19 protein-coding genes and 1 pseudogene are annotated in these 21,831 nt (G+C 37.7%); 13 read left to right on the top strand and 7 right to left on the bottom strand.

All coding sequences use genetic code 11. From position 1 onward, the window contains the following. The first annotated feature begins 1 nt into the window (after nt 1). On the top strand, nt 2–682 hold the full coding sequence (locus tag KH893_RS08575) for a DUF4867 family protein (protein WP_281165741.1): 681 nt from the start codon (nt 2–4) through the stop codon (nt 680–682). A 22-nt stretch (nt 683–704) separates the two neighbouring features. Continuing rightward, on the top strand, nt 705–1,646 hold the full coding sequence (locus KH893_RS08570) for a hexose kinase (protein WP_281165740.1): 942 nt from the start codon (nt 705–707) through the stop codon (nt 1,644–1,646). A gap of 58 nt (nt 1,647–1,704) precedes the next feature. On the opposite strand, the gene KH893_RS08565 is transcribed toward KH893_RS08570, so the two are convergent. Continuing rightward, nucleotides 1,705–2,451 (bottom strand): MurR/RpiR family transcriptional regulator, encoded by a 747-nt coding sequence (locus tag KH893_RS08565; protein WP_281165739.1) that lies wholly within the window; start codon nt 2,449–2,451, stop codon nt 1,705–1,707. Nucleotides 2,452–2,592: 141 nt separating this feature from the next. Between KH893_RS08565 and pfkB the strand changes: the two genes are divergently transcribed. From pfkB to KH893_RS08525, 8 genes are all read left to right on the top strand, one after another. Then, nucleotides 2,593–3,525, top strand: coding sequence for a 1-phosphofructokinase (gene pfkB / locus KH893_RS08560; protein WP_281165738.1), 933 nt, complete (start codon nt 2,593–2,595; stop codon nt 3,523–3,525). Between the two features lie 24 nt (nt 3,526–3,549). After that, nucleotides 3,550–5,526 carry a fructose-specific PTS transporter subunit EIIC gene (locus tag KH893_RS08555; protein ID WP_281165737.1) on the top strand — a complete coding sequence of 659 codons (1,977 nt, stop codon included), beginning with the start codon at nt 3,550–3,552 and terminating at the stop codon, nt 5,524–5,526. Between the two features lie 16 nt (nt 5,527–5,542). Beyond that, on the top strand, nt 5,543–6,526 hold the full coding sequence (gene lacD, locus KH893_RS08550) for a tagatose-bisphosphate aldolase (RefSeq protein WP_281165736.1): 984 nt from the start codon (nt 5,543–5,545) through the stop codon (nt 6,524–6,526). A 100-nt stretch (nt 6,527–6,626) separates the two neighbouring features. Further along, a complete protein-coding gene (locus KH893_RS08545) occupies nt 6,627–6,764 on the top strand; it encodes a hypothetical protein (RefSeq protein ID WP_281165735.1) in 138 nt (45 codons plus the stop codon). A 230-nt stretch (nt 6,765–6,994) separates the two neighbouring features. Beyond that, a complete protein-coding gene (locus KH893_RS08540) occupies nt 6,995–7,153 on the top strand; it encodes a hypothetical protein (RefSeq protein ID WP_281165734.1) in 159 nt (52 codons plus the stop codon). 493 nt (nt 7,154–7,646) lie between these two features. Further along, on the top strand, nt 7,647–8,105 hold the full coding sequence (locus tag KH893_RS08535) for a LytTR family DNA-binding domain-containing protein (protein ID WP_281165733.1): 459 nt from the start codon (nt 7,647–7,649) through the stop codon (nt 8,103–8,105). Further along, entirely contained in the window at nt 8,105–8,839 is a 735-nt protein-coding gene (locus tag KH893_RS08530; RefSeq protein WP_281165732.1) for a LiaF transmembrane domain-containing protein, read from the top strand. The genes KH893_RS08535 and KH893_RS08530 overlap by 1 nt, the downstream gene beginning before the upstream one ends. A 23-nt stretch (nt 8,840–8,862) precedes the next feature. Next, nucleotides 8,863–10,137 carry an MFS transporter gene (locus KH893_RS08525; RefSeq protein WP_281165731.1) on the top strand — a complete coding sequence of 425 codons (1,275 nt, stop codon included), beginning with the start codon at nt 8,863–8,865 and terminating at the stop codon, nt 10,135–10,137. Nucleotides 10,138–10,184: 47 nt separating this feature from the next. Here KH893_RS08525 and cysK read toward each other — a convergent pair whose 3' ends face one another. Together cysK and KH893_RS08515 are read right to left on the bottom strand one after the other, a co-directional pair. Then, on the bottom strand, nt 10,185–11,102 hold the full coding sequence (cysK, locus tag KH893_RS08520) for a cysteine synthase A (protein ID WP_281165730.1): 918 nt from the start codon (nt 11,100–11,102) through the stop codon (nt 10,185–10,187). Next, nucleotides 11,095–11,898: a homoserine O-succinyltransferase gene (locus tag KH893_RS08515; RefSeq protein WP_281165729.1), complete on the bottom strand. Its 804-nt coding sequence runs from the start codon at nt 11,896–11,898 to the stop codon at nt 11,095–11,097. The genes cysK and KH893_RS08515 overlap by 8 nt, the downstream gene beginning before the upstream one ends. Nucleotides 11,899–12,397: 499 nt before the next feature. Between KH893_RS08515 and KH893_RS08510 the strand changes: the two genes are divergently transcribed. Further along, on the top strand, nt 12,398–12,814 hold the full coding sequence (locus tag KH893_RS08510) for a MarR family winged helix-turn-helix transcriptional regulator (RefSeq protein ID WP_281165728.1): 417 nt from the start codon (nt 12,398–12,400) through the stop codon (nt 12,812–12,814). 48 nt (nt 12,815–12,862) lie between these two features. Here the strand turns inward: KH893_RS08510 and KH893_RS08505 are convergent, their stop codons facing one another. From KH893_RS08505 to KH893_RS08490, 4 genes are all read right to left on the bottom strand, one after another. Continuing rightward, nucleotides 12,863–13,714, bottom strand: coding sequence for a helix-turn-helix domain-containing protein (locus KH893_RS08505; RefSeq protein ID WP_281165727.1), 852 nt, complete (start codon nt 13,712–13,714; stop codon nt 12,863–12,865). A gap of 291 nt (nt 13,715–14,005) precedes the next feature. Further along, on the bottom strand, nt 14,006–15,001 hold the full coding sequence (locus KH893_RS08500) for a choloylglycine hydrolase family protein (protein WP_281165726.1): 996 nt from the start codon (nt 14,999–15,001) through the stop codon (nt 14,006–14,008). Nucleotides 15,002–15,598: 597 nt separating this feature from the next. Further along, nucleotides 15,599–16,318, bottom strand: a complete 720-nt coding sequence (locus tag KH893_RS08495; RefSeq protein WP_281165725.1) for a methyl-accepting chemotaxis protein — start codon at nt 16,316–16,318, stop codon at nt 15,599–15,601. 47 nt (nt 16,319–16,365) lie between these two features. Then, nucleotides 16,366–17,682 (bottom strand): PDC sensor domain-containing protein, encoded by a 1,317-nt coding sequence (locus KH893_RS08490; RefSeq protein WP_281165724.1) that lies wholly within the window; start codon nt 17,680–17,682, stop codon nt 16,366–16,368. Nucleotides 17,683–18,003: 321 nt separating this feature from the next. On the opposite strand from KH893_RS08490, the pseudogene KH893_RS08485 reads away from it, so the two are divergent. Both KH893_RS08485 and glgB read left to right on the top strand, forming a co-directional pair. Next, nucleotides 18,004–19,339 (top strand): annotated as a pseudogene (locus KH893_RS08485) (family 1 glycosylhydrolase). Between the two features lie 545 nt (nt 19,340–19,884). After that, nucleotides 19,885–21,789, top strand: coding sequence for a 1,4-alpha-glucan branching protein GlgB (glgB, locus tag KH893_RS08480; RefSeq protein WP_281165723.1), 1,905 nt, complete (start codon nt 19,885–19,887; stop codon nt 21,787–21,789). Nucleotides 21,790–21,831 lie beyond the last annotated feature (42 nt).

Below are 21,831 nucleotides of genomic sequence, written 5' to 3'. Positions count from 1 at the left end.
AATGACAAATGAAGAAGTATTAACAAAATTGCGTCAAAAAAATCCTGACTATCAAATTACCAAAATTAGTCAAGCCAGTTTTAAAAATTATGGTAATTTGCTAGCAGGTTACGATTTACAAACAGTCGAAGATTATTTTAAAAAAAATGTTTCTTATGGTGAAGATGGGAATTCATATAATCCTTCCAATCCTGAACTTGAAAAATTGCCTGTGATTCAAAAGATCGGCCAGGATGTTTATGCGGGGATGGAGATAGCTGCTGGAGAATGTACTGGGCAAGCTCAAAGCTTTTCGGCGGTTGAATTTCACCAAGGCAGCGAAGTCAATCTTATGTTGACGGATGTTGTAATGGTACTCGGCAAACGGTCGCAGATCAAAGCTGGGCTGTTCGATGCGGCTGAGGATGCCAAATTGTTTTTTATTCCGGCTGGTTCAATAGTCGAAATGTACAGTGATACTTTGCATTACAGTCCAATCAAGGTTCATCCAGCAGGCTTTAAAGCTGTCGTAATTGTATTGCGAGGAACAAACCAGCCTTTACCAACGGATTTTGAGTCACGGAATAAATGGATCGTTAAGAAGAATAAATTTCAAGCTGCCCATGCCGTTCGCAAAGATAAATTAGCCGCTGGGATCGTTGAAGGAGTTTCCGGAAAATTAATTAAGCTGGAACAAATTTAAGTTGACAAGGAAAGGTGATTAAATGATTTTAACAGTAACGATGAACCCTTCGATTGATATGGCTTATGATTTAGACCATTTACAAATCGATCAGGTAAACCGGGCAAAAGCTGTCAATAAAACGGCCGGTGGGAAAGGCCTGAATGTAACGCGTGTCATTCATCAAATGGGTTATGATGTGACTGCAACCGGTCTTTTAGGCGGCAAGTTTGGTGAATATATTTTAGAGAAGCTAACCGCAGAGCAGATTACAGCTGACTTCACTAAAATTTCTGGGGAAACTCGCAATTCGATTGCTTTGTTGCATGATGGTGGAAAACAGACAGAGGTTTTAGAAAAAGGTCCTAAAATTACTGCAATTGAACGAGCCACTTTTTTAAAAGACTTTGATCTGCTTTTAGACAAATCAGATTTGGTCACGATTTCCGGCAGTTTACCGCAAGGCTTGTCACCAGATTTTTATACCGAGTTAATCAAACTGGCAACTCAAAAAAACGTAGCAATTTTACTTGATACTTCAGGTGCTTCGTTGGCAGCAGCAGTTAAAAGTGACTCTTTGCCATTGTTGATCAAACCTAATGCTGCTGAATTGGGAGCTTTGGTCAATAAAAAGATTGATGATCAAGATACCGAAGAAGTCGCTCGGCTTTTGAGAACTCCGACTTTTGCGAAGCTTAAATGGATTTCAACTTCATTAGGAAGCAATGGAGCAATCGTCAAATATGGAGACCAACTGTATCGCGCTGAGATTCCTAAGGTTGCGGCAGTTAGCCCGGTTGGCTCTGGTGATGCATCGTTAGCTGGCTTAGCAGTTGGAATTAGTCAACACCGAGAGCCGGTTGATGTCATTAAGACTTCGATGACTTTAGGAATGTTAAATGCAATGGAAGCGGCAACTGGCTGTGTGGATCCAAAAAAATTTCAAAAGTATTTTGATTTAGTCAAAGTTTTCAAGATCAATTAATTAATAATAAAGGCCGTTAAATCTGATCCTCAATGGGGAGCAGGTTTAACGGCCTTTATTATTTTTTGGTTCTAACAATATAGCTGTCGATCAAAATTCGCGTCATGATCTGTAATGGCAAGCGCGAATGGACCTCATATTCTTGAAAATAGGAGTTCTCAGATTTAAACCCTAAGAACAGTAAATCAGCGTAGCTAACAATCGAAGAATTTTCATTAGTCGTAAAGACAATTTTAGTTACGTCATGTTGGTTTAATAGCTTGGCTGCTTTAACAAGTTCGGGTGTTTCACCATTTAAAGTTATAAAAATCACGATACAATTCCGCTGGATTTTTTTGGCTTCAGTTTGGATAATGTTTGGATCAGTTTGTACTTCAGCGTATTTGCCAATCAGTTGCAATTTCATTTGTAATTCTCTAGCAAGTGATTCAGATAAGCCACGAGCAAAAATATAAATCATTTTAGCAACTTGTATTTGTCGAATACTATCTTCAATTACCCCAATTTCTAAATTTTTAAGAGTATTATTAACCTCAATTTCATTTTTTATGATAACTGATTTAATAGCATTGTCAGCTTGAGCTAGAATTTTATATCTTGGTCCATTTTTCTCGCGGCCTAAAAGTTCATGGCGGAAATCAGTATAGCCAGAATAACCCATCTTTTTCATCGTACGGACAATCGTTGCTGTTGAAACGTTGGCATACTCACTTAATTTGGTGATCGACATTTCGGAAACTTTTTGAGATTCATTTTGAATTAAATCCCATAAATGCTTTTCGGCACTAGTTAATGTATTATTCATAAGCTCCTTCTCCAATTTAGAAAACTATTTTCAGCGAATTGCTAATCATCATCATAAACTGAAAACATTTTCAAATTCAAGTAATTAGAATTAACAATGTAAGGTTAATAAAAAACAACTTATGAGAGGAGGTAGATTTGGTTGAATTATACGGTAACACTTAATCCAGCAATCGATCTTTTTATTAATACAAAGGAGTTGGCAGCAGATAGTGTCAATCGAACCGATGGATACGATCTACAAGCCAATGGCAAAGGTATCAATGTTTCCTTTATTCTAAATAGACTAGGGATTTCAACCACAGCTACGGGAATAGGAGGTGGTTTCACCCTTGAGTATATTAAGAATGAACTTCAACTTAATCATATACCATATTACTTTACCAAAAGTCAAGGATTAACTAGGATTAATGTTTTTGCCAGAGTGGAGCGTGAGAACAAGGAATATAAATTAGTCAACCCGGGACCAAAAGTAACCTTAGCTGAACAAAATAAGCTATTAGCCTATTTCAAAGAAAGGTTGAAAAAGAATGATCTAATTTGTATTTCCGGTAGTTTTTCAGCTGGGATTTCACCTGATATTTTACAAGCTTTTGCCAAATTAGCTGAGCAGAAACAAGCACGGCTGGTAGTTGATACCAGTTATCAACAAGTTATGGATATTTTGCCATATCATCCATGGATCATTAAGCCAAATGAAGATGAGATCAAAAAATGGTTTAATCTGTCGGGACCACTTGATCAAGGACAATTAGTGGAATTAGGCAAAGATTTAGTTACTAAAGGAGCCCAAATGGTGCTGATTTCCCTAGGATCAAAAGGAGCATTACTAATTACTCCAAATAAGATTTTTTTTGGAAACGCTCCCAAGATTAAAGCGCTAAATACAGCCTGTGCGGGGGATTCAATGTTAGGGACTTTTATTGGAAGTTTAATTGATCAACAGGATTTGAAAAGTGCTTTAAAGAAAGCAATTGCAGCTGGGAGTGATGCCGCCAGACAAGAGTGGATTACTAATTTTGCAACTGCTAAAGAATTGGAGAAACAAATAAAGATTGAGTCAAGTAATTTTTAAAATTTTTTAAAGGAGGTTTTTAAAATGGCCAATTACAAAATTATCGGGGCAACTGGTTGTGCAACTGGAATTGCCCACACTTATATGGCCCAAGAAGCACTAGAACAAGCAGCCAAGAAAATGAAAATGACGATCAAAATCGAAACTCATGGACAAACTGGGATTGAGCATGCCTTAACCCAGGAAGAAATTGCTGCTGCCGATGCGGTGGTTGTGGCTTCAGATATCGATGTTGATGCAGATCGCTTTGCTGGGAAAAAGGTAGTTATTGTTCCCGTCGCTCGAGCAATCCGTGAACCAGAAAAATTGATTGAAAAGGCGCTCTCAGCGGGAACGCCGATTTACAAAGCAAATGAGGCAACTGGTGGAAAACAGGTCAAGTCAGCTAGTTCGGTTACAAATGAGAGCGTCGTCACAAAAATCTACACCTCACTGATGAATGGTGTTTCTCATATGTTGCCACTGGTCGTAGCTGGTGGGGTTTTGATTGCTGTTTCATTTTTCTGGGGAATTTATTCAGCAGATCCAAAATCTTCGCAATACAATCAATTTGCTTATATTTTAAATACGATCGGTAGTACAACAATGAATTTGATGGTACCAGTTTTATGTGCCTATATTGCCGAAGCAATTAGTAAACGTTCAGGATTGATTGTTGGTTTTGCAACTGGGATGATTGCCTATAATTATGGCACTGGTTTTATTGGTGCGATTGTTGGTGGCTATTTAGCAGGATATGTTGTCATTTTATTACAAAAGCTCTTAAAACCAATTCCGGACAAAGAGTTTCGGGGCTTAAAAGCAATCTTTCTCTATCCTGTATTAGGTGTTCTCATTTCTGGATTGATTATGTACTTAATTTCGACGCCAGTTAAAACAGCAAACGTTGGCATGATGGACTTTCTAAAGGGAATGCAAAATGCGGATCCAATTATTTTGGGAATTATTATTGGTTGTATGTGTGCTTTTGACTTTGGTGGACCAGTCAATAAAGCAGCTTATTTAACCGGGACAGCTTTGTTAGCTCAAGGGAATTATTACTTTATGGCTGGTGTCTCTGCCGCATGTATTGCACCGCCTTTAGCTACTGGTTTTGCTGTATTGATGAATTCAAAAGCATATTCAAAAAACGAGCGCAGCGCAGGCTATGTCAACTTTCTTTTAGGATCAACACATATTACCGAAGGAGCAATTCCGTTTGCTGCTAAGAACCCGTTTTTAAACATTCCGGCCTTTATGGTTGGCTCATCGATTGCGGCAGTTTTGTCTTATATGTTTAAGATCAGTGACCCAGCTCCCCACGGTGGTTTTATCATCTTACCGTTAGTCAATCATCCATTTTTGTGGGTGCTGTTTATCTTGATTGGGTCAATCGCTTCTGGAGCTTTGCTGGCGATGATTGCTGGTCGGCAATACAAAAAGCATGGTGGTGTGGTTGAAAGTGCTGGTGGAATGGACTTGATTACCGGAACCAGCTCAATTGCTGAAACTCCATCAGAAAATCTTAGCGAAGAACATCAGGCAACTGCAAAAGAAGAAACCAGCAGTGATTTAAGTGAAATTTTAAATCGTAGAAATGTCTTTCTAAACGTAACAGCTAAAGATCAGCAAGAGGTTTTGCACTATTTAGCTAACCAAGCTGTTAACTTAGGTTTGGCGAGCTCAGCAAGTTTGGTTTATGACAAATACGTTAAGCGTGAACATGAAGGATCGACGGGCATGGAAAATGGGATTGCAATTCCACATGCTCAGGATAATACGATCAAACAATCAAGCATGTTGATAGTTAAGCTGAAAGATCCGGTAGATTGGAATACTTTTGATGGCAAACCAGTTGATATGATTATTTCATTTCTGATTCCGCAAAAAGATAATGGATCACATTTGAATTATTTATCAAGTACCGCCAAGCTTTTGATGCATCAGGATTTTGTTGATCAATTAAAAGTTAGCCAAACAAGTGATCAAATAGTTGAACTTTTCAAACAATATAAAGCATAAGATGGGATGGTAAAAAATGAAAAACAATAAGAGAGAATATTTAAAGCAACTTGCTAACCAAAATGGCGTCATTGCTGCACTAGCAATTGATCAGCGGGGTTCCTTGAAAAAAATGCTGGCGCAAGCTGCTGGCAAGCCAAGCAATGAAACTGATATTGTTGAATTTAAAAAGGCGATCTCCAGTGAGTTGACACCTTATGCTTCAGCCATCTTGCTGGATCCAGAGTATGGCTTACCGGCTTCCAAATTACGCGATAAGGATGCAGGGTTGTTGTTAGCTTATGAAAAGACGGGCTATGATACGACTGAACCAGGCAGAATGCCTGATCTGTTGGCCGACTGGTCGGCACTGCGATTGAAGGAAGCCGGTGCGGATGCTGTTAAGTTTATGCTCTATTATGATGTTGATGAACCAGCAACAATTAATCGTCGCAAACAAGCTTTCGTTGAACGGGTTGGCGCTGAAAGTGCAGCAGTTGGCTTGCCATTTTTCTTAGAGCTAATGTCATATGACAGCCAGATTGCAGATACCAAGGGCAAAGAATATGCGAAGGTCAAACCGCATAAAGTCAATGAAATGATCAGAGAATTTGCCAAGGAACGTTATCTGGTTGATGTCTTAAAAGTTGAAGTTCCGGTCAATATGGCTTATGTTGCGGGTTATGGTGAAACAGATGAAACCGTATACAGTAAAGCAGAAGCCGCTGGTTATTTCAAAGAGCAAACTGAATTGACGAATAATGTTCCGTTCATTTTTCTAAGCGCTGGGGTCAGTGCTGAATTATTCCAGCGAACCTTAAGATTTGCTGCGGAAGCTAATTCAACCTTTAACGGGGTTCTTTGCGGCCGGGCGACCTGGAAAGGTGCGATTGAACCATTTGCCAAAGAGGGGGAAGTTGCTGGCAAGCAATGGTTAGATCAAGAAGGACGCAAGAATATTGAGGATCTAAATGCTGTCTTGAAGACAACTGCCAATTCATTGTTTGAAAAATTGGATTAAACGGTAAAAAAAGGCTGATTCATTCCACTCTTGCAATCATACTAAGATAACCACAATGCCCCCTTGATCGAAGTTATTTTATCGATCAAGGGGGCATTGTGTGTTTGGAGAGATGATTTACTTTAAAGAAAAACAAGCATTAATCGTAGTCTTAATTGGCATTTTAGCTGGCAAGTTTATTGGACTTTTTAGTAAAATGGCACTGAACATTTTTGATGCAAGAGGTGAAGACCGATGAAGGAATGGTTCAGTTGCTGATCACGGCTTACATGCTGGTGATTGGGATTGTTTTGCCAGATTTCACACGGGTTTTCAACTAATCGGTGATTGCTGTTTTGCTATTCTCACCGCAAAAGTTAGGGACCATTTTGAAAACCAATAGCCTCGTGATTATGTTTGTCCCAGCTTTATCAATTATTAGTGGAGTTATTTTGCAAAATTTGTCATGGCGTTGGATTTTATGACAGTTTGGTATCAACATCATCTTCTTCGGCAAGTGATAGCGGCAATGTTACTAGCTTGCTGACTAGCAAGACCTATGCGATTGAACCGTCAGAATATGCTGGAGTTGATGTTGATACCGCTATGCCTCAAGTTGGAACACCGCAAAATCTTATTCTTATTTGATGAATTTTACCAGCGCTAATACATGTACTCTTTATCAAATGGGCACTGGTTCCGAATCTTCATATTCAGCGTCAAACGGATCAATTATCATAAAAAAACGTGCTGGTACAAGAACCTTTCTTTCTTCATTAAGTAATGAGAGCTAGCTTTTACAGCCAATGAACAAGCTGATAATGGTACTCATAAATTTATCTAGACAGAACTGCTGGCATAACGTAGATAACTAAAAATCAATAGCCAACTGCTGTCTTAGCCAATTGAAATCATTGTGATTGGTTAGCTAGAAAATAATTTAATTTTGAATTTGCTCAGTAATTTATAAACTGCGTATCCTGAATTGGATGGCAGTTTTTTTATCCGCAAAGTTACTAATTGAGCGACTAAATTCACCGGTGAAGCCAAAAATTTGACCACTTAAACAATGGCAGTTTATTTTAGACAGAAAATGTGGTGAAATGTAGCTAGTCAACCAAGATGCCAAAGAGGTGAAAGTATGAAAATCACCATTGAAGTTCAACCTGATCTGCAGGAAAAAGAAATTATTATTCGGACACCTGAACTTGATCAACAAACCAAGAACTTAAGTCACTTGCTTGAGGATCAAGCTAAACAAAAACAGCACTTCAAATCCTTTGATCAGGCTGGCACGGAATATTATTTAAAGTTAGCAGAAATTCTATTTTTCGAAACGGATGAACGAAAAGTCCTTGTCCATACGGCACACCAGATTTACTTGACAGATAAGAAGTTATACCAACTAGCCGAGGTTTTGCCACCAAATTTTATGCGGGTCGCTAAATCAGCTATTTTAAATCTTGACCAGATCTTTTCTTTAAAGCATACTTTTACCAATACTCTGGTCCAATTTTATAATTCGCAAAAACAATTATATGTGTCACGCAGTTATTATAAAAGTCTAAAACAACGGCTGGATGAAAGGAGATTACATTAATGAGGAAAGAACGTTGGTTTTGGGGTTTGGCTTGCTTATTAGCAGCAGTCTTGCTGATTGGCAGCCAATTGCAATGGTTCAATTATCCATTTAGTTCAGGAACATTGATTGCCACTTTTTTGATCGTAGTGATTCTTATCAAGAATTTAATCGATCTTAGTTTGACTGGGATTATTTTCTCGCTGGCTTTTTTATTTTTTTTGTACCAAAAACTCTTAGGAATTTCACTTTCGGGTTGGACGATTTTTTTGGCTGCCTTATTGTTGAATATTGGTCTGTCATTGATTTTTGGACCCATCATTCATCGTCATCATTTTATTTCGTTGCAAACCCTATTTGCTAGTAACCGTTCTAGGATCAAACATATTAAAAAGGACTGGCCAATCAGTAATGATGAAGTTATTCGTTTGAGTGGGGGACGGTTGACTTCTAGTACGAAATACTTACAAGCCCGGAATTTAAAAGAAGTTGATGTGGTGATGCTGATGAGTGATATGAGCATTTATTTTGATCAGGTAGTAGCTAAAGACACTCAAGTAGAAGTCAAGCTTGATTGCACAGCTAGCAACTTGGAATTATATATTCCTCAAGGTTGGCAAGTGATCGACCAGCTTAGACCACTGATGAGTAATGTAGAAATCGAACCAGCCGTTGATGCGACCGTTTTGACTAATACGATCTTGCTGACAGGGCAACTCAAAGCTTCAAATCTTGAAGCTTATTACTTAGATTAACTAATAGAATTGGAAGTGGCAAAATGTCTGAAATTGCAATCAGTGATCGACAGTCGAATGTGCAAATTTTTAAAGACTTTTCCAGCAATTTGATTGGTTCTTTAAGTGGCGAGATGTTTTCTTTTGGGATGGGATTAATGCTGCTGAATCAAACCCATTTAGCAATTAGTTTTGGAATTTCGACGATTATTGGTCCATTTGTCAGTTTGCTGTTATTGGTGCCGCTAGGAAATATTGTTGATTGCTATCCCCACCGGGTCATTTTGATCATCAGTGATCTGCTACGATTGATCAGTTTGCTCCTTTTTGCCTGGACATTGCCGCTATTTGCCGGAACTGGCAAATTGATTCCGGTAGTTATTTTCTCAATGCTGGATTATATCTGGACTGATTTTTCGTCGACCGCCTATTCGGCAGCCGTTCACGAGTTAGTCAATGAACGCAAGATTCAAAAGTTGAGCTCGCTAACTTCAACTGCCAGTTCAATTTCTTCAATTTTTTCACCCTTGCTGGGAGTGGCTTTATACTCACTGGTGGGGTTTGAGACCTTCATTGTGATCGAGGTCTTATCCTCTCTAGTTTCGTTTCTGATCATGCTGACGATGAACTTTCATTATGCACCTAAAACAACTAAAAAACAGTCAACACAGGCTGGACAATTACAGATGTTTAAAGCTGGGATCGGCTATATTCGCCACCGCCCGCTGATCAAAGGGGTCATTATGATCGGCGTCTTGATCAATTTTATTTTCACTAGTTTGACCGTCGGCATGCCATTTGTGATCAATGACACGTTGCATTTAGGCAATCTGCCGATCAGCATTTTAGAAAGCGCAGATTCTGTTGGAGTTTTACTGGGCAGTCTAGCTATGAGCTGGCAGCCAACTAAGAATTACGTTCGTCAATTATTGGTGATTCCACTGATTATGGATGGTCTGATCATGATGTTGCTTGGTTTGGTGCTGATGTTCTTTCGATCGGCAGCCAGTGTTAGTATCGCTGGAGCATTCGTGATGTTTCTGCTGGGAGTTGCCATCGTGATCCCAAATATCGTCATGCAAGTCGAATTACAAAAAAGTGTGCCGACCGAATTTCTGGGACGTGTAACGACCACTTTAATAACGATCAACAGTTTGATTATGCCGCTGGGGACTTTATTTTACACTTACCTGTTTCAAAATATTCATGCTAATTATTGGATCTTTATCGTTAACGGCCTGTTCAGTACCATATATATTTTGGCCTTGCTGCCTAAAATCAACCGGTTTTTGGACCAGGAAAAGTATCAACAAAATTAAAAAAGCTGCTGCCAGTGATAACTTGGCAACAGCTTTTAGTTTGCAGGTTAAAAATCAAATAAATCAGTTGATAGGTAGCGCTCGCCGTTGTCTGGAACGACTGTTACGACACTCTTGCCGTGACCTAACTTCTTAGCAAGCTCAATTGCGCCAAAAATGTTAGCGCCAGCTGAGATTCCTGGCAAGAAGCCTTCTTGTCGACTGACTTTTTGTGCCGTTTGAATGGCTTGTTCATCAGTCACTTCGATGATTCCATCGTAAAGATCGGTATCTAAAACTTTTGGCACAAAGCCGGCACTGATTCCTTGGATCTTATGCTTGCCAGCATGGCCTTCCTTCAAGAATGGTGAACCAGCAGCTTCTAACGCGTAAATTTTAACATTGGAATTAATCTTCCGCAAAGCATGGCCGATTCCAGTCAAGGTTCCGCCAGTCCCAACGCCAGCAACAAAAGCATCCGGGGTCTGGCCCTCAAAGTCGGCAATGATTTCTTGCCCAGTGGTCAATTCATGGATCATTGGGTTTGCCGGATTAGCGAACTGCAATGGCAGAAAATAACCATTTTTCTCCGCCAGTTCAGTTGCTTTCTTGATGGCATCTGGCATCCCGCCATCGACTAAGATCAATTCCGCACCGTAGCCTTGGATCAATTTTCGGCGCTCAATGCTCATGCTTTTAGGCATCGTGATGATCAAATGATATCCTTTGGCTGCCGCAACGAGTGCTAAGCCAATTCCCGTGTTGCCCGAAGTTGGTTCGATAATCGTTCCGCCAGGCTGCAATTGGCCACTTTTTTCAGCTGCAGCGACCATTGACAGTGCAATCCGATCTTTAATCGAGCTACCTGGGTTAAAGAACTCCAGTTTGACATAAACGTCAGCTGCTTGAGGAGCAACGACGTGATTCAATTTCAATAAAGGTGTTTTACCAATCAATTCTGTAATATTTTGTTTTGCTTTAACCATAAATAAGACCTCCATCTTTGATTGTTGCAACGACTTGCTGCAACCAGTTTGTGAAAAATACTTTTTGAGTGTGTTTCCAGGCAAATTCACGACCAGCTTGGTTAATTGGCAAGCGATAATGTCTCTTCGGATGAGCCATGATCTCACGCTGATATTCAGCGACTAGACTGCCGGCTTGATATTCAAGATGCGAAAACAGCATTGTTTCATTGCCAGCCTGATTTTGAACCAGTAGCAAACGGCCATCTTGATTAACGGCCTTGACTGCTAATTGTGGATCTGCTTCGATTTGGCGGCGGTTCGAATCAGCGTAGCGAGCATGTGGTGCCCAAAAACCATTTGGCAAACCGGCTAATAGCGAATTTGGTTGGATGATTTTTTGTGGAAAGACCCCGAAGAGCTTTTGCGGCAAAATTTCTTTGCCAATTTGGTACTGATCATATAAGGCCGCCATTGCTCCCCAACAGAGATACAGCCGTTGGGGCACCTGCTTTAAAGCCTTAAACAATTCTTGCAATTCCGGCAGATAAGTCACTTGCTCAAAATCAAGCTGATCGAGTGGTGCTCCGGTAATGATAAAGGCATCCAAGCCAGCAACTTCTGCCAGCTTAAGCGGTCTAGCAATTCTTTGGACTTCAGCAGGTACTGGCCGATCCAAATAATGCATGGTCGGGTAATAAAAGTGCAGCTGGACGGGATAACGATTATTTTGCAAGACTTGGCGAAAATCAGTTTGCGTAGCAGCTTTATCATGCATGAGGTTTAAAACTCCGATTTGTAGACTCTTAACTGACAAAAAATTCACTTCCTAACCTAATAGCTGTAGCCGATCGTAACTGCATTTTAAAGCAGCAACACCAATCACGCACTCCACCAATATGGAAAATGTTTGACTTGAAGCTAATTAAATTCAGAAAGTGAATTGTAGTTTTATTGATTGCCATAAAAAAAGACCTCCATACATTCACGGACTCAAGCGTCTTGAATGACCCGAGCCATTTCCAATTAGAGATCGACTAAAACAAGCCGATTACAACTTAGAGTATAGAAATCAGCAACAACAATCGTTATTTAATTTTAAGTTAAAATTGGGGCACAATTGACTTTGAACTAATGTGGTAAGCTGTTTTAACAATTCAATTGCACCCCTTTCATGATTGCCACTATCATAGCAAGCTTGATTTTATTTGTCAACTTTTTTGTGACCAATAAATTTTAGTAAGTCAATAATTTTGCCTTAATTGCTTGAATAAGATATAGTTAGTTTAACAAAGCAATTTGAAAAGAGGGCCCTGATGAAATCTAATCGTTCAATGCAACTACTGGAACAATTGGCTAAGACTAGTCGAAGTTTTCAAGCATTCAAGCAAACTAATTATCGAGATAATGTTGAGCTTCTCAACTATCTTGCTGCCCATCAAAAATCAACGGCCAAAATGTTGGCGCAGTATTTGCAGATTACTGCGCCTTCAGTTTCAGCTAAGCTCAACCAACTGCAGCACAGTGGCCTGATCGTCAAGAAGGTTGATCCTAATGATCATCGCAGTTCACAGTTGGCATTAACCGGCAAGGGACAACAGCAACTGGAATTCGAACGGAAAAAGATGGCGGAGCAAGCGACACGACTGTTTGCGGAACTTAATAAAAAACAAAAAAAACAGCTAATCAGATTATTAAGAACCATTGAAGAAACATTTATCAATGGTTTGTAATAGTTTGACTAGCTAACTAAATTTTCAAAAACTAATTATGTTGCAGAACTACTGCTGATCTATTTGAGCCAAGTGCTTCTGGGCCTTAGCTAGCTCTAATTTATCGTCAAGAAATTCCGCAAAGACACACGACTTTGTTAAATCATCAATGGCTTCGGTTGTCCATTTGCCATTTTTGGCATACAATGCTTCTGCAGAAAGCAAATAAAATGAATCAACGAAGAAGGGACTGTTATTCTTCTTAGCAAAATGCAAAGCCTCAGACAATAAATTTTGGCACTTATCAACTTGATGATCAATATTTAGATAGAACTCACTTAAATTAGCGAAGAGGGACAAGGACCAAAAGACATGTTGATTTAAATCTAGTTTTTTCATTAAGGCTGGCAGCTTTTTGAAGTAAAAAGCACTTTTTTCAAGGTCTTGTTTAAGACTATAAACGATTCCTAATTCACAAGTAGCTAAAACTGCATAAATTTCAGTGCGATCGTTGGTTTCTTGCAATAACTGATTATATTCAAAGATTGCATCATCGTAATCCTTTTTGACCCACATTTTAGCATCAGTTTTTAAAAATTGGTAGTGGGCACGCTGATGCGGATCAGTAATTTTTTTGATTTTTTTAAGAGTTGTCAAAACAGTATGATAATCATAATTCATAAAACACTTATCAGTGGCGGCTAATAATTTTTGATTATCCACTTTTTCATTACCGACTAGGACATCAGTCAGTGATAATGACAAACGCTCAAGAATTTTGGTTAGAATATCACTGTTGGGCGAAGTTGAATTTCGTTCAAGTGCACTGATAGTTCCTTGCGTTGTAATTTCTTCGGCTAACTCCTTTTGCGAAATGTGCAATTCCTTGCGCCGCTTTTTTATAATAAGACCATTAATCAATTCCTTCACCTCAAACGATTACTTACAATTTAAAAACGATATAAATAATTATATACTATTATTAGTAATAATAGTATATAAAATAAATAATATCATGATTAACTGATTAAAAACTGCATTACTAAGTTAACTCTATGGTTGTAGTACTTAAGTAGACAATTGGAGATTAAAAATTAAGAAAAACTGAGATTTAATAAAAAAGCTTCTCAGTTCTTTTAAATCTGGTTATAAAATATATATAAATGATTAATTTAGAATGTATTTTTCAGATGTCTCACATAAAAGTGGTTTTTAATTTAGTTGGTTGATGTCTTCCGTTTGTGGAACCGGGAAAGCTTTAACAATTTTTATCTGCAAAAGTTCAGGAGTTAGGCTGACTTTTTGTAGCCGCTGATTTGTAGCGGTAGAAAAATAGTAACTCAAGCTGTTAGTAGCGATAAAAGCCGTATAACAAGTGTGGTCAAAGGTATCTCCTTTTTTTACGGCACCTTGTGGGATGCTGACCGATTTCAAAATATTAGCGGCTGTGGAAACTGCAGCGATTTCGTCTGCAGGCTGCAAGGTAAATTGCTTTAAAAATGCCACGCGGACAAAGCGAGACGGCGGAGTATAATCTCCTGGCAAGCCAAGACTGCCCGAACCTTGACCGAATGGTTGGAGTTCTTTGCCAAGCCAGTTAACGGAAGGAAATTGTTGTGGGCGCAGTGCCAAATAGTTTCGTAAATTAGTTTCCATCCATGGATAGTCTGGTGCATTGGTCATTACACCAATTGTGTCTGAATAAAAATGTAGACCAGTTTTAGTTGGTTCAATGATCAGAGTTTCACCGCTGGCATCAGTTAAGATGTAGTGCAGCGGTGAAGTGATCTTTAAAATTGGATTAGGCTGATCAACTAATGTTATTTCGTGTGTCAGTTTGTTTTTGACCTCAGCCACACTGGTATATTGACTCAGCAAGAATTGGACCAGTTTATCAGGTGTTACTGGCAAAGTGGTTGCTTTGGGAACTTTGGGATAAACAGCATAGCCAGAAAAATATAAGGTGGCTGCAGCCAAGCCTTTTTCGTTAACACCATCAAAGATAATTGTTCCGTTGTTATCATTCATTCCCATTCCTAAGGTGGCTAATTTGCTAGCAAAAGTAGTTTGTTGATAGCTGCTTTTCATTTGATAGCCAGCCGGGGTATAAATGACCTCACGTGCCATTTGCATGAAGAAATCCATTGTTCGGGACAAAAGTTGCGTTTTGTCTTTTGCGGTTAAAGTTAAACTGCTGCATCCGATCATCGTTTAAACCCTCCTAAATTTTAAGTTGCAATTTGCGACTAATTTAAAATTGCCATGCTAGATTCCAAGCTATTTAGTGTCTAATAATTTTAGCTACGTTACATATGTAATTTATAAACATTTTGTACCAAAATTGCAAGTTTTGTGCTGATTCTGATTGGATGAATTCTTTATTGATCAGCTAAAGTTTGAAAATTCATATTCGGGTTGGCACTGCCTGGTGCCAGTTTTGTTTTTGTGAAAGACAAAACGCAAGCTACTCTTTGAAGTATACTTGAGTTGTCTAAAAACAAGATACAAAAGAGAACTTGCGTTATAAATGTTATTATACAATATGCTCAAGATTATATCACCTAAAAGAAACATGATTACGGTTTTTAATCAACTCATCGGTTTATCTAAGAGCACTTAAAAAATATCACTGTCGTTCGAAATTCCTTTAATTGCTATTTTTTTGCAGCAGCGTTTGCTTTATCGTGCGGAGGAAGCAAGTCAATTTTCCAACTGTACGGTGCCAAATATCAGAAGCTTTTTTGAATTATTAAGCGCATGAATTTTTAGATAATTTTGAAATATCAAATTATTATAAAAACTTGTCTAACTATTATTATTTTCAAATTTGAAAGGTTCAGCAGCCTGTTTTAATTTTTTTGCCGTCATTTGTAACTCAGCTACATGATTTGTAAATTCATCCATTGTTGCTTGAATTTCTTCTGAATTAGCAGAGACTTCTTCAGCTCCCGCTGAATTTTCTTCGGTGGATGCTGAAATACTTTCCAAGCCTGCTTCAACTTTACTTTGAATAGCGGCGATTTTACCGCTAACTTGTTCAATTTCTTGAATGTCTTGAATCAGTTTCTTATTTACCCCGAAAACATTCCTCGAAGAACTAATTGCTTCATCAATTAAATTAGTTTGGTCTTTGCCGCCAGCAACTGATTTCTCGGCCTTTTTAACCATTTCTTCAGAATCTATACGAATTTTTTCAAGAATTTCAGCAACTTCTTTGGTTGAGTTTTTGCTTTGATTAGCTAATTTGCGAATCTCTATGGCGACTACAGCAAATCCTTTACCTGCATTACCAGCACTTGCTGCTTCAATTGAAGCATTCAGAGCTAATAAGTTAGTTTGATGGGAGATTCCTTCAATTACAGTAATAATTTTGTTAATATCTTGGATTTGTTTATTCAGATTAGCAACACTTGTTTCTAGTTCTGCCATTTTACTTAATTCTTGATTCCAATTGGTAGCTACATTCCCAGAAATTTCCAGGTTTTCTTGATTCATTTTCCCTGAATTTTGTGCTAGTTCTGTCATTTCCTTAGCTTTTTCATGTAGAGAAGCAATTACACCAGATAAATGCTTTAATTGATCAACGCTATTCGATGTTTCTTGTGCTTGTGAAGTTGTAATTTGAGCAACTCCTGTAATTGCGTGACCTCGCCAATTGCTTTATTCGTCTGCTGGGAAATTTCTAACAATGAATCAGATTTTCCTGTTACTGTTTTACTGCTATTTTGAACTTTACCAACCATTATTCCCAGTGCGTCAACCATTTTATTATAATTATAGGCAATCTGATTAAATTCTTGACCATTTTTATCAGCTTTACTAATTTTTAAAGCCATTTTTTGAGGATCTTTCAATAATTTAAAGTAGGCAGTTCCTTTGGGGGATCTTATTTTCTTAAAATTGCCATGACTTGCTTCTTTGAAATGTTTATTAAATACTTCAGCTAATGATCTTAAAATACGAATTAAATATGAGCTAAATAACCAAATAATTACAATCATAGTAAGGGCAATAATTCCCGAAACCAAAATTAATGCATGAAGCTCAGTATTCAAGTCGTTATGATCAACTATTGCAAATGACCAAACAGAATGATCCCCTGTTTGACCTTTATCATAGTAAACTTTTCCACCATGAGTTCCAGAAATTTTTAAAATGCCACGATTTCCAGTTGCGTTTTTAATTCGTTGAAAGATTTTCTTTTGTCCAATACTTTGTCCACTTTTAAATGTATAATTTTTGGACTTACCACTTGAAGTAATAACTATTCCATTTTCATGGACTAAAGTTGCACTACCCGTTCGGCCAATTTTTAAGGAAGAAATAGAGTTCTTTATACTTTGATAGGAAACATTAATGACTAAAACTCCTTGTTGTCCGCTCATATTTTTTACGAGTAGAGAAGCAGCTCTAACCATTTGTTTTGAACCTTTCTCTTTATATGGTTCTGTCCAGACAACTTCTCCAGGAGAGCTTAAAGCATTTTTATACCACGAAAGTGTACTTGAATTTGATTTTTCATCAATTGTCCCAGTTTTTATTAGTTTAGAATTAGCTATTTTAAATCCAATTCCTTTTATTTGGGAATTACTTTCTTTGACAATTTTTAATAATTGTTTAACTTGATTTTTATCATAACTTTGTCCGCTAAAAGCTGCTTCGTTAGGAAACTGTTGTAATGTATTGGTGATTGATGTATTAATCGATTTTTCTTGGGACATTAAACTAGTGGCAGCACCTTGTTGGTTTAACAAGTTTCGATTATTAAGCAATGACTGACTTGTGATGTAAGAACCTATTAAAGAGACAAGAAGAATTATTATAGTTATAAAAATTAGGAAGATTCTAACATATTGACCTATAGTACGAGTTTTGCTAATGTTTTCCATCGATTTTCCTCACTAAAAGTATTTTTATATAACAATTACCACCTACATTATCGGCAAGTTTATTAATTTATTAAGTTATAAACACCAGTCTTCAAACTTTTAATTGCCTAGGGTATTATAGCTGTTCTCATACGTCTTTACGACTTAGCATCAATTTAAATAAATAGAAAATTGATGAATAACCGAGAAAAGTAACCAGCGTTTCAAAAAAGTAACAAAAAACTATTAGTGACAACTGTTACTATCTTACTGATTTCTGTGTTAGCGTATTCATTGCTTGGCTATAATGAAAGAGAATTAATAAAGAAAGGATGAACAAATATGAAGTTTTCAATACCTAAAGATTTTCTCTGGGGTGGAGCGGTTGCTGCCCATCAACTAGAGGGCGCCTGGCAAGCAGATGGAAAGGGACCAAGTATTGCAGATGTTATGACAGCAGGTGAAAATGGTGTTCCACGGCAGATTACTAAAGGAGTTCAAGCTGACAAATATTATCCTAATCATGAAGCCATTGACTTTTACCATCATTATCCAGAGGACCTTAAACTGTTCGGCGAAATGGGCTTTAAATGTTTCCGGACGTCAATTGCTTGGACACGGATTTTTCCTCAAGGGGATGAAGCTGAACCTAATGAGGCTGGCTTGCATTTTTATGACAAGCTCTTTGCCGAATGTCATAAATATGGAATCGAGCCAGTGATTACTTTGTCCCATTTTGAAATTCCTTATCATTTGGTGGAAAAATATGGCGGTTGGCGCGATCGAAAATTAATCGATTTCTTTGTTCGGTTTGCAACAGTTGTCTTCAAACGCTACCGTCATCAAGTGAAATATTGGCTGACTTTTAATGAAATCAATAATCAAACTGATTACACAGAACGTTTTTTAATGGCAACTGATTCAGGGCTAGTTCTTGATGAGGATGATCCTCAACGTGAGGCTTTAATGTATCAAGCTGCCCATTATGAACTAGTAGCAAGTGCTTTAGCTGTTAAGGTAGGACATCAAATTAATCCAGGTTTTGAGATTGGCTGTATGATCAATATGACGCCACTTTATCCTGCTAGCAGCAAGCCAACAGATATTTTTCAAGCACAAAAAGCTATGCAACGTCGCTATTGGTTTGCTGATGTTCAAACTTTGGGCACCTATCCAAGACATATGGAAGCATTTTTGGCAGCTAATAATTTAAGGACGGATATTACAGCAGAGGATCGAAGCATTTTGCATGAAGGAACAGTCGATTATATTGGCTTTAGTTACTACAATTCAATGACAGTTGCTGCCCAAGCGAATAATCCCGAGTTCCATTTTGTTGGACCTGAAGCCATTGATGATCGTTGAAAATGGACTTGGAGCTAAAGATGAAGTAACTGCCGATAAACAGATCCATGATGATTATCGGATAGCATATTTGAAAGCTCATATTCAAGCGATGAAAGATGCGATTGAAAAAGACGGAGTGTCGGTGATTGGCTACACTCCTTGGGGGTGTATCGACTTAGTATCAGCCGGTACGGGACAAATGCCTAAACGCTATGGATTTATTTATGTTGATCGTGATGACCAAGGACACGGCACCGATAAACGCTTGAAGAAAGATTCATTTTACTGGTATCAAAAGGTTATTAAAACAAATGGTCAAGATCTTGGCTAAATAAAAAAACTGAAGTGAATGAAATGCAACACAATCATTAGCCTTTATTTGTGCATTTGTCGCTTTCCTTGTTTGGTATCCATTTATCAAACACTATGATCGAATTTTGGTAAAGCAAGAACAAGATCAAGCTGCAAATACTGTTAAACAAGAAAGTAAATAATAGTTATCATTAATCGAAATCTGATTTTCTCATTCTTGATGGGAGAATCAGATTCTTTATTTATTGAAAGAAAATAATTTAATTAAAAATAATTCAACTTGCTTGCTAATTAAGTATCATAAATGTGTTTTTAAAAAAATAAGAATATTATATTAAACTATACATAATTAGATCTTAGTAATATTGAATAATAGATTATATTCTAAATTTAAAATATTCATTGACAATTATTGCTTATTTAAAGCTAAAGAAAGCGGATACAAGAATAAATTAAAAAATTCTCAGAATATAATCAATTTAACACAAAATATGTTATTCTAAATTTAGCGAGAGAGTCTTAAGTTAATCATATTTTTGAATAATGGTAAGAGGGGGGAGCAATTTGGAAAAGAAGATAAATATTGATTTGCAAAAAGAATTGATTAATTTTTCCAAAGGGCAAAATTTTCATGCAGAACGATTGTTTGGCTGTCATCCGATTGTTCAAAATAATGCGGGTGGTTTTGTTTTCCGCGTTTGGGCTCCGCATGCTCAACATGTCTATTTAGTTGGCGACTTTAATCAATGGCAAAAGCCAGGATTAGCAATGGTGCACGATCAATTTGGAGTTTGGAGTGTTTTTACAACTGAAGTTCAACGAGGCCAATTATACAAATATAACGTCAAGCAAGCTGATGGGCAAGAAATTTTCAAGATCGATCCTTTTGCTCAAAAATTTGAAAAACGTCCAAATGATGCGGCGATCATTAGCGATTCACCACAACATCATTGGAAGGATGGCTTATGGCGTGGACGACATAAACGTTCAAATTATTTCGAACGACCGCTTAATATTTATGAAGTTCATGCGGGTTCTTGGAAAGAACATGAAGATGGAACATCATATAGTATGCATGATTTAACAGCAGAATTAGTTCCGTATCTAAAAAAAATGGGCTATTCTCATGTCGAATTTATGCCATTAATGGAACATCCTTTGGGAGCATCTTGGGGATATCAATTAATTGGGTATTTTGCTTTTTCATCATATTTTGGTGCTGCTGAGGATTTCCAAGAATTTGTTGATGCTTGTCATGTTGCTAACATTGGAGTTCTAGTTGACTGGGTCCCGGGGCATTTTTGCCGTAATGCCGATGCTTTACCATATTATGATGGGACAGCGACTTATGAATATGCTGATTATGAGCGGGCAGACAACCCTGGCTGGGGAACACTGAATTTTGATTTGGGCAAACCGCAAGTTCAGTCATTTCTGATTTCAAGTGCTAGGTATTGGTTGGATACTTTCCATCTTGATGGTTTGCGGGTCGATGCCGTTTCTAACATGATCTATCTGGACTATGGTGGACATGCCTGGAAACCAAACAAAGAGGGGACAAATCGCAACTTAGAAGGTTGGCATTTTTTGCGCAAACTTAATAAGGAAATCAAAGCAACCTATCCTAAAGCTATTATGACGGCCGAAGAAAGTACAGCGGATACTAAGATTACCGGCATGCTGGAAGAAAATTCTTTAGGCTTTGATTACAAATGGAATATGGGTTGGATGAATGATGTTCTTAAGTTCTTTGAAATGGATCCAATTTATCGTAAGGATCATCTAAATATGCTGACTTTTTCATGGATGTATCGTATGTCGGAGAATTTCATTTTGCCACTGTCACATGATGAGGTTGTTCATGGTAAAAAAAGTCTGATGCATAAGATGTGGGGTGATCGTTACCGACAGTTTGCTCAACTTAGGACTTTATATGCTTATCAAATGGTTCATCCAGGCAAAAAGCTGCTTTTCATGGGAAGTGAATGGGGACAGTTTTTGGAATGGAAATCTGATCATGGACTTGAATGGGTCGATTTAAATGATGAAATGAATCGCAAAATGCAATTTTATACTAAAGTCTTAAATCATTTTTATCTTGATAATCGTTCATTATGGGAACTGGATGATCAAGATAAAACATTGGAAGTGATTGATGCTGATGATCGTGATGACACAATATTGACATTTATCCGGCATGGCAAGCGGAAAAAAGATTTTTTAGTAATTGCAATGAATTTCACACCAGTTGAAAGACATGATTTTCAAATTGGTGTTCCTTATGCTGGAACTTATCAAGAAGTTTTGAACTCAGAAATGAAAGATTTTGGTGGTACTTGGACGAAACTTAATCCGGTTAAACATACTAAAAAAGTTAAGTTTAAACAATATCAGCAGTCGCTGACCACGATTTTACCGGCCTTTGGTACATTGATCCTTAAGCCGGATAAGGTCAAGCTAAGATATTAGTGCCACGCTTGGTTGATCTGAAAATTATTTTTGGCAGGAAGG

Source organism: Liquorilactobacillus sicerae (assembly GCF_029916425.1).
In the GTDB taxonomy this organism is placed as follows: domain Bacteria; phylum Bacillota; class Bacilli; order Lactobacillales; family Lactobacillaceae; genus Liquorilactobacillus; species Liquorilactobacillus sicerae.
Note: the sequence above shows the minus strand (reverse complement) of the source record. Positions and strands in the feature narration are given on the sequence as shown.

Bases quoted from the DNA above. Each gene is read 5' to 3' on its own strand.
- KH893_RS08575 (WP_281165741.1), top strand. From the start codon at position 2: ATGACAAATGAAGAAGTATTAACAAAATTGCGTCAAAAAAATCCTGAC.
- KH893_RS08570 (WP_281165740.1), top strand. From the start codon at position 705: ATGATTTTAACAGTAACGATGAACCCTTCGATTGATATGGCTTATGAT.
- KH893_RS08565 (WP_281165739.1), bottom strand. From the start codon at position 2,451: ATGAATAATACATTAACTAGTGCCGAAAAGCATTTATGGGATTTAATT.
- KH893_RS08555 (WP_281165737.1), top strand. From the start codon at position 3,550: ATGGCCAATTACAAAATTATCGGGGCAACTGGTTGTGCAACTGGAATT.
- lacD (WP_281165736.1), top strand. From the start codon at position 5,543: ATGAAAAACAATAAGAGAGAATATTTAAAGCAACTTGCTAACCAAAAT.
- KH893_RS08535 (WP_281165733.1), top strand. From the start codon at position 7,647: ATGAAAATCACCATTGAAGTTCAACCTGATCTGCAGGAAAAAGAAATT.
- KH893_RS08530 (WP_281165732.1), top strand. From the start codon at position 8,105: ATGAGGAAAGAACGTTGGTTTTGGGGTTTGGCTTGCTTATTAGCAGCA.
- KH893_RS08525 (WP_281165731.1), top strand. From the start codon at position 8,863: ATGTCTGAAATTGCAATCAGTGATCGACAGTCGAATGTGCAAATTTTT.
- cysK (WP_281165730.1), bottom strand. From the start codon at position 11,102: ATGGTTAAAGCAAAACAAAATATTACAGAATTGATTGGTAAAACACCT.
- KH893_RS08510 (WP_281165728.1), top strand. From the start codon at position 12,398: ATGAAATCTAATCGTTCAATGCAACTACTGGAACAATTGGCTAAGACT.
- KH893_RS08500 (WP_281165726.1), bottom strand. From the start codon at position 15,001: ATGATCGGATGCAGCAGTTTAACTTTAACCGCAAAAGACAAAACGCAA.
- KH893_RS08495 (WP_281165725.1), bottom strand. From the start codon at position 16,318: ATGACAGAACTAGCACAAAATTCAGGGAAAATGAATCAAGAAAACCTG.
- KH893_RS08490 (WP_281165724.1), bottom strand. From the start codon at position 17,682: ATGGAAAACATTAGCAAAACTCGTACTATAGGTCAATATGTTAGAATC.